This is a genomic window from Variovorax sp. 20P10.2.4 (assembly GCF_058244205.1).
On the sequence record NZ_JBZAYE010000398.1, the window covers coordinates 1 to 6954 of the forward strand.

At 70.8% G+C, this 6954-nt stretch carries 7 protein-coding genes; 6 read left to right on the forward strand and 1 reads right to left on the reverse strand.

Annotated features, from left to right (window positions below):
* A partial coding sequence (locus AC27VN_RS28185) for an MFS transporter (RefSeq protein WP_490878665.1) occupies window positions 1-919 on the forward strand: 919 nt, incomplete at its 5' end.
* 25 nt (window positions 920-944) lie between these two features.
* Here the strand turns inward: AC27VN_RS28185 and AC27VN_RS28190 are convergent.
* The gene (locus AC27VN_RS28190; RefSeq protein WP_490878666.1) at window positions 945-1646 is read right to left on the reverse strand and encodes a nitroreductase; all 702 of its coding nucleotides are present in this window, start codon (window positions 1644-1646) and stop codon (window positions 945-947) included.
* 252 nt (window positions 1647-1898) lie between these two features.
* Here AC27VN_RS28190 and AC27VN_RS28195 point away from each other — a divergent pair, with 252 nt between their 5' ends.
* The 5 genes from AC27VN_RS28195 to AC27VN_RS28215 form a co-directional block, all read left to right on the forward strand.
* Window positions 1899-3218: a Rieske 2Fe-2S domain-containing protein gene (locus AC27VN_RS28195; RefSeq protein ID WP_209539590.1), complete on the forward strand. Its 1320-nt coding sequence runs from the start codon at window positions 1899-1901 to the stop codon at window positions 3216-3218.
* Window positions 3215-4186 carry a PDR/VanB family oxidoreductase gene (locus AC27VN_RS28200; protein ID WP_490878667.1) on the forward strand — a complete coding sequence of 324 codons (972 nt, stop codon included), beginning with the start codon at window positions 3215-3217 and terminating at the stop codon, window positions 4184-4186. Before AC27VN_RS28195 ends, AC27VN_RS28200 begins: the two co-directional genes overlap by 4 nt.
* Before the next feature lie 16 nt (window positions 4187-4202).
* Entirely contained in the window at window positions 4203-4952 is a 750-nt protein-coding gene (locus AC27VN_RS28205) for a FadR/GntR family transcriptional regulator (protein WP_490878668.1), read from the forward strand.
* Between the two features lie 31 nt (window positions 4953-4983).
* Window positions 4984-5964 carry a Bug family tripartite tricarboxylate transporter substrate binding protein gene (locus tag AC27VN_RS28210; protein ID WP_490878669.1) on the forward strand — a complete coding sequence of 327 codons (981 nt, stop codon included), beginning with the start codon at window positions 4984-4986 and terminating at the stop codon, window positions 5962-5964.
* Between the two features lie 11 nt (window positions 5965-5975).
* Window positions 5976-6954 (forward strand): CaiB/BaiF CoA transferase family protein (locus AC27VN_RS28215; RefSeq protein WP_490878670.1); only part of this gene is annotated, 979 nt, incomplete at its 3' end.

Genomic DNA, 6954 nt, shown 5'->3' on the forward strand with positions numbered 1-6954 from the left:
CGCGATCTTCGCGCAGCTGGTGCGCACGGCCGGTTTCAGCGGGCTCGGTTCGGCGCTGTGGGCCCTGCTGCCGGTGATCGCGCAGCAGCGCCTTGGGCTGGGCGCGGCGGGCTACGGCCTGCTGATGGCATGCCTCGGCACGGGCGCCGTCGCCGCCGGCTTCTTCGTCGGGCGCATCCGTTCGCGCTTCTCGCTCGATGCGCTGGCCGCCGGCTGCTGCCTCGTGTTCTCGAGCGCGATGCTGGTGGGCGCGCTCTCGACCTGGCGGCCACTCGTGTGCGCCAGCTTCGTGCTCGGCGGCGCGGCCTGGATGACGATGATGTCGACCTTCAACGCAGCCACCCAGACCAGCGCGCCGTCCTGGGTGCGCGCGCGCGCCGCGTCGATGCACACGCTGTGCTCGCTCGGCGCCTTCGCGCTCGGCTCCGCGCTGTGGGGCGCGATGTCCTCGCTGATCGGCCTGAGCGCGGCGCTGTGCCTGTCGGCCGCGTGCATGCTCGCGAGCATCGCGCTGGCGCGGCCCTATCCGCTGCGCATGGGCGCGGACGACGAGGTCACGCTGGCGCCGCTGCACGAGGAGTTCTCGGTGCAGCACGAGCCCGAGTTCGAGGCCGGGCCGGTCGCCGTCGAGGTGGTCTACCGCATCCGCGATGCCGACGCGCGGCGCTTCCTCGACGCGGTGCAGCAGCTCGCGGTACCGCGCAAGCGCGACGGCGCCACTTTCTGGCGCGTCTACCGCGACCTCGACGACCCGAGCCGCTACGTCGAGCGCTTCATCGTCACCTCGTGGGCCGACTACCTGCGCCAGCGCGCGCGGGCCACCGTCGCGCGCCACGAGCTGGAGGCGCTCGCGCGCAGCTTCCAGGTGCCGGAAGAGCCGGTGCTCACGCGCCACTACCTGGCCGAACGCAGCCCCTGAGCGCGGGGCCGCGCCACCGTGCGTATCAGTCCTCGACCCAGCGCGCGGCGTCGCCGACGGTAGCGCGCGAGGTGCGGAAACCGTTGGCCGAGTGCGCCGGGTCCTCGTAGCCGAAGGAGATCCCGCAGACCACCTGGCGGTCGTCCGGGATGTCGAACCAGCGGTGCAGGAACTTCGCGCGCGAGGCCAGCGCGGCCTGCGCGATGCTCGCCACGCCGCGGCTGCGCGCCGCCAGCATGAAGTTCGACACGTAGGCCCCGCAGTCCAGCGCGCCATAGGCGCCGAGCGCGGCATCGGTGTGGATCAGCGCTACGTGCGGCGCGCCGAAGAACGAGAAGTTCTGAAGCCCCTGGCGCGCCGAGGCCTCGCGGTCGCCATGGGCGATGCCCACGCTGTCGTAGAGCTGGAAGCCGCATTCGCGGCGGCGCTCGCGGTAGACGCCGCGGTATTCGGCGGGCGGCGCGATCTCGAAACCCTGGTCGACCAGCGCCTCGGGCGTGGCCATCGCCGCGCGCAGGCGCTCGGTGGCGGCCGCGCCGGTCACGACCACCTGCCAGGGCTGCGAGTTGCACCACGAGGCCGTGCGCTGGGCGGCGCGCAGGATCGCATCGACGACGTCGCGCGGCACCGGGTCGGCGAGATAGCCGCGGCAGCTGTAGCGCGCGTCGAGCACGGTGTCGAGGGCCGCGGCGAGATCCGGCGCGGGAACGGGCGGGGAAGTGGTCATGGCTCGGGCAACGGGATGAAGACGAGGGAGCCTAACCGTGCCGGCGCGCTCGCGCTGGCGACGCGGCGAAAGACATGCGCGACGGCGGCCACCTCGCTCGCTTCGACCATCTATGGTTGATCCATTCACAAGGTTATTGAGACAAAAGCTTTGCATCGCGCGGGCTCGAATTTAGCATTGGTCCTACCAATCTGGTCATCCAAGGTGGTCCACCACGCCGGATGGCCCTGCCCCACAAGGAAAACCGCAGCCATGCTCTCGCAAGAAGACAACGAAACCCTCGTGCGCGTCGGCGCCGGCACGCCCATGGGCGAGCTGATGCGCCTCTACTGGATCCCCTTCCTGCCCAGCCGCGACCTCGAGACCGACGGCCAGCCGCAGCGCGTGCGCCTGCTCGGCGAGGAGCTGATCGCGTTCCGCGACAGCGAGGGCCGCGTCGGCCTGATCGACCATGCCTGCCCGCACCGCGGCGCGCCGCTGGTGTTCGGGCGCAACGAGGACTGCGGCGTGCGCTGCATCTACCACGGCTGGAAGTTCGGCGTCGACGGCCGCGTGCAGGACACGCCGGCCGAGCCCGCGCAGAGCCGGCTCAAGGACACGGTCACGATCAAGAACTACCCCTGCCGCGAGCGCAACGGCATCGTCTGGACCTACATGGGGCCCGACCGCGAGAACCCGCCGCCGCTGCCGAACCTCGAGTGGAACCTGGTGCCCGAGGAGAACGTGTACGTGAGCTTTCGCGTACAGGAATGCAACTGGCTGCAGGCCGTGGAGGGCGAGATCGACTCGGCCCACGCGCCGATCCTGCACGGGCGCATCGACCAGCAGGGCGCGATCAGCGACTGGACCGCGAAGAAGGACCTGCGTCCCACCTTCGAATGCAAGCGCCAGGACTTCGGCATGAGCGTGGCCTCCAAGCGCGTGCTCGACGAGAACACGCACTACTGGCGCGTCAACCAGTTCCTGCTGCCCTTCTACACGCTGGTGCCGCCGCAGTCGAACTACCCCGAGCTCAGCGGCCACGCCTGGGTGCCGCTGGACGACCACCACACGCTGTGCATCATGTTCTCGTACACGCCGGCGCAGAAGTTCTACGAGAAGACGCGCAAGCTGTTCGACAACGGCCACGGCGGCCGCGAGACCGGCCACCCGAGCATCAACGCCTATGCGCCGCGGCCCGCCACCGAGCCCTTCGCGAAGTACTGGACCAAGTTCAACCTGCAGAGCGCCTTCCTCTTCAACTACGACGCGCAGACCAAGACCTGGTTCTCGGGCCTGCCCGGCCTGTGGGTGCAGGACGCGGCCTGCCAGTCGGGCGTGGCGCCGATCTACGACCGCTCGAAGGAGCACCTGGGCATGAGCGACACCGGCATCGCGATGACGCGGCGCCTGCTGCTCGAGACGGTGCGCAACCTCTCGGTGCGCCAGCAGCGCCCGCCGCGCATCGAGGACCCCGACCTGCCGATGGTGCGCGCGGTGTCGCTCACGCTGCCGGCCGGCGAGGCCTGGAGCGAATCGGGCCGCGAGCTGATGACCGCGCGCCTGGGCGCCGACTTCGGCTACACGCCATGAGCCTGGGCAATCCCGCGCCGCTGGACCTGTGCCTGCGCCAGATCCGGCTGGAGGCACGCGGCATCGCGTCGTACGAGTTCGGTTCGGCCGACGGCCGGCCGCTGCCGCCGTTCACGGCCGGCGCGCACATCGACCTGCACCTGCCGCGCGAGATGATCCGCAGCTATTCGCTGCTCAACGCGCCCTCGGATGCCGCACGCTACGTGGTGGCGGTGCAGCGCGACGCGCAGGGCCGCGGCGGCTCGGCCTGGATGCATGCGCAGCCGCGCGTGGGCGACCGCATCCGCGCCAGCCTGCCCGGCAACGACTTCGCGCTGGACGAGGAGGCCGCGCACTCGGTCTTCATCGCCGGCGGCATCGGCATCACGCCGATCCTGTCGATGCTGCATCGACTCGAGGAACTGGGGCGGCGCTGGCAGCTGCACTACGCGGGCCGCTCGCCCGAGGAGACCGCCTTCGCCGACACGCTGCGCGCCATGCAGGGCGGACGCGGCCGCGGCGAGGTCGAGTTCTGCTTCGGCTCCTCGCGCGCCGAGCGGCTGGACATCGCGGCCATCGTGCGCAACGCGCCGGCCGGCGCGCACCTGTACTGCTGCGGCCCGTCGCGCATGATCGACGCCTTCGTCGAGGCCTGTGCCGGCCAGCCCGCGCACACGGTGCACTTCGAGCGCTTCGCCGCCGGCAGCGCGGCAGCCACCGAGGGCGGCTATGAGGTGGTGCTCGAGCGCAGCGGCCAGCGCCTCGCCGTGGCACCGGGCAAGACCATCCTCGACACGCTGCTCGACAACGCCATCGACGTGCCCTACGCCTGCAGCGCCGGTGTGTGCGGCACCTGCCGCACGCGCGTGATCGCGGGCGAACCCGACCATCGCGACGACTACCTGGATGCGCAGGAGAAGCAGTCGAACGAGGCGATCATGATCTGTTGCTCGGGCTCGCGCTCGAAGACGCTGGTCCTGGACCTCTGAGGCAAGGGAGCAGTCCATGACGACCCGGCTCGACACCACGGCTGAACCGCAGGAGGCCAGTGCCTCCAACTCGGCGGGCGCGGGCAATGGCGCCATCGCCGGCATCCTCGCCTACCTGCGCGACCGGCGGCTGCAACCGGGCGACCGGCTGCCTTCCGAGCGCGACCTCGCCGAGCGCCTCGGCGTCGGCCGCAACGCGGTGCGCGAGGCGCTGGCCACGCTGGTCACGCTGCGCATCGTCGAATCGCGGCCCAACTCGGGCATCTACCTGCGGCACGTCGAGCGCGAAGGCAGCTTCGAGGCGCTGGTGATGCTCACCGACATGGGCGCCGTGCCCACGCCGGTGGAAGTGGCCGAGACGATGGAGGTGCGCGGCCACCTCGAGGTGCTGGCCGCGGGCCTGGCCTGCCAGCGCCGCACCGAGGCCGACCTGGCGCGCATGGAAGCCGTGCTGCAGCGCACCGAGCAGGTGCTGGCCGAGGGCGGCAACATCGCCGCGGCCGACACCGAGTTCCACGTCGCGCTGGTCGATGCCACCCACAACTCGGTGCTGGTGCGCGTGCTGCATGCCTTCTACCGCTTCACCGGCCGGCGCCGCGAGGCGATGTTCGCCGACACGGTGCAGGGCCGCGCCTCGCTGCTCGACCACCGGCGCCTGCTCGGCCACATCCGCGCACGCGACGCGGCCAAGGCGCAGCTGCTGATCCTGCGCCACATGGACCGCGCGCGCAGCTACTGGTCGAGCGTGCTCGGTGCCACGGATTGACACGACACCCACGAACCCAAGGAGACCCCCGATGACGACCACTTCCCTCCACCGCCGCGCGCTGCTGGGCGCCGCCTGCGCCGCGCTCGCGCTCGGTGCCCTGCCCGCCTGGGCACAGGGCGGCTACCCGAACAAGCCGATCCGCATGATCGTGCCCTATGCGGCCGGCGGCAGCACCGATCAGCTCGCGCGCGCCATCCAGCAGTCGATGAGCGAGACGCTGGGCCAGACCGTGATCGTCGAGAACAAGCCCGGCGCGGGCGGCACCATCGGCACCGACTACGTGGCCAAGGCCGCGCCCGACGGCTACACGCTGGTGTTCGGCAACACCGGCCCGAATGCGGTGGTCTCGCTGATGCGCAAGGTGCCCTACGACGAGCTCAAGGACCTGCGCCCGATCTCCACCGTGGCGATCACGCCGATGATCCTGGCCGTGCCCGCCGACAGCCCGGCGAAGACGCTGAAGGACTTTCTCGCCTATGCGAAGAAGAACGGCAACGCGCTCAACGTCGGCTCGGTCGGCAACGGCTCGCTGTCGCACCTGACGGCCGAGTACTTCAACGAGGCCGCGGGCCTGCACATGCAGCACATCCCCTACAACGGCGGCGCGCCGATGATGACCGCCTTCGCCGGCGGCCAGCTGCAGGCCGCCTTCGTGACCGGCCTGGATGGCGCCACGCTGGTGAGCTCGGGCCGGGTGCGCTACCTGGCCGTGGGCACGCCCAAGGCCACCGAGACCGTGCCGGGTCTACAGGCCATCGCCGACGAGGTGCCGAGCTTCCGCAGCTCGGCCTGGTTCGGCGTGCTCGCGCCGAAGGACACGCCCGACGAGATCGTCGCGAAGCTGCACGACGCGATCGTGACCGCGGTCGCGCGGCCCGAGGTACGCAAGATGTTCTCGGTGCGCAACGTCGAGGCGCGCAGCAGCACGCCGCAGGAGCTCGAGAAGCTGATCCGCGACGAGATGGGCCAGTGGGGCCCGGTCGTGCGCAAGGCCAACATCCAGATGTGAGAACCGCCTCCATGCTTGAAAAACTGGAATCCGATTTCCCCGAGCACCAGCCGCGCCCCGCGGGCGCGCCGCAGGCGCTGGCCGGCATCAAGGTGGTGGACTTCACCCACTTCATCGCCGGCCCCTTCGCCACCATGATCCTGGCCGACATGGGCGCCGACGTGATCAAGATCGAGGCGCCCGGGCGCGGCGACGACTTCCGCCAGTACCCGCCGGTGCATCCCGAGCTCGCGCAGGGCGCGCCCTTCCTCTGGTCGAACCGCAACAAGCGCAGCGTGGCGCTGGACCTGAAGACGCCCGAAGGCCTCGAGGTGGCACGCGCCCTGGTCGCGAGCGCCGACGTCGTGGTCGAGAACTTCTCCACCGGCGTGATGGAACGCTTCGGGCTCGATTACGAGAGCTGCCGCAAGGCCAATCCCGAGCTCGTCTACTGCTCGGTGTCGGCCTACGGCCGCGAGGGCGCCTTCGCCGACCGCCTGGGCTTCGACCCGATCGCGCAGGCCGAGAGCGGCTTCGTCTCGATGAACGGCTATGCCGACCGCCAGGGCGTGCGCGCGCTGTCGCCGGTGATGGACATCAGCACCGCGATGATGGCGGCCAACGCGATCCTCGGCGCGCTGGTGGCGCGCGAGCGCACGGGCCGCGGGCAGGCGGTGGAGGTGGCACTGTTCGACAACGCGGTGCTGATGACCGGCTATGCGACGCTGCAGCACGTGTTCAGCGGCGCCGAGCCGCAGCGCCACGGCAACACCAGCCCCGACACCTGCCCCTCGGGCGTGTTCGAGGCCCAGGACGGCTCGTTCTACATCAACTGCGGCAACAACAAGATCTTCCAGCGACTGATGACGCAGGTGCTCGAGCGCCCCGACGTGGCCGCGGACCCGGCCTATGCCAGCGGCCGCGAGCGCTCGCAGCGGCGCGAGGTGCTGTTCGCGCTGCTCGGCGAGGCCTTCGCGAAGCAGCCCTGGTCGCACTGGCAGTCGCGCATGC

Coding starts and splice junctions, on each gene's coding strand:
- AC27VN_RS28190 (WP_490878666.1), bottom strand. CDS start 1,646: ATGACCACTTCCCCGCCCGTTCCCGCGCCGGATCTCGCCGCGGCCCTC.
- AC27VN_RS28195 (WP_209539590.1), top strand. CDS start 1,899: ATGCTCTCGCAAGAAGACAACGAAACCCTCGTGCGCGTCGGCGCCGGC.
- AC27VN_RS28200 (WP_490878667.1), top strand. CDS start 3,215: ATGAGCCTGGGCAATCCCGCGCCGCTGGACCTGTGCCTGCGCCAGATC.
- AC27VN_RS28205 (WP_490878668.1), top strand. CDS start 4,203: ATGACGACCCGGCTCGACACCACGGCTGAACCGCAGGAGGCCAGTGCC.
- AC27VN_RS28210 (WP_490878669.1), top strand. CDS start 4,984: ATGACGACCACTTCCCTCCACCGCCGCGCGCTGCTGGGCGCCGCCTGC.